The sequence below is a fragment of the Paraburkholderia sp. J76 genome (assembly GCF_905220295.1).
Lineage (GTDB): Bacteria > Pseudomonadota > Gammaproteobacteria > Burkholderiales > Burkholderiaceae > Paraburkholderia.
The window spans coordinates 1-516 of the sequence record NZ_CAJMZJ010000055.1 but is presented as its reverse complement, the minus strand read 5'-3'; the positions used below and the strand labels follow the sequence as shown (position 1 = coordinate 516).

1 protein-coding gene is annotated in these 516 nt (G+C 58.5%); it reads left to right on the top strand.

Annotated elements, in window-relative coordinates:
• Nucleotides 1-516 (top strand): DUF1214 domain-containing protein (locus U5768_RS31880; RefSeq protein ID WP_322034295.1); only part of this gene is annotated, 516 nt, incomplete at both ends.

Genomic DNA, 516 nt, shown 5'->3' with positions numbered 1-516 from the left:
CGCGAGAAGCTGTTCTGGCCGGATCGACACTATGCCTCGCTACTTCAGGCCGACGACAACAAGACATTCACGTTCGTGTACGACGACCGGATCGACCTCGTCAATCGTGCGGCCGAATACTTCTGGTGCACGTACATGCCGAGGGTCCTGAGCGACGACCCCGCCACGCAATATCTGATGGCCATGGCGGACAACAATGGCAATCTGCTCGAGGCCGGCAAGTTGTACAAGCTCGATGTTCCCGCGCAGATGCCCGTCAAGCAGTTCTGGGCACTGACCGTGTACGACCGCGCCACGAATGCGTTCATCTATACCGATTCGAACCGCACGACGCTCTCGTCATACGACCTCGGCAGCATGAAGAAAAACGCGGACGGCGGCGTGACGCTCTATATCGGACCCAAGGCTCCCGAGGGCCTGGAGTCCAACTGGATCCCGACCGCAGGGAAACGACCGTTACCTGCCATGCGTCTGTACGGACCGACCGAAGCACTGAACAACAAGAGTTTCAAACTG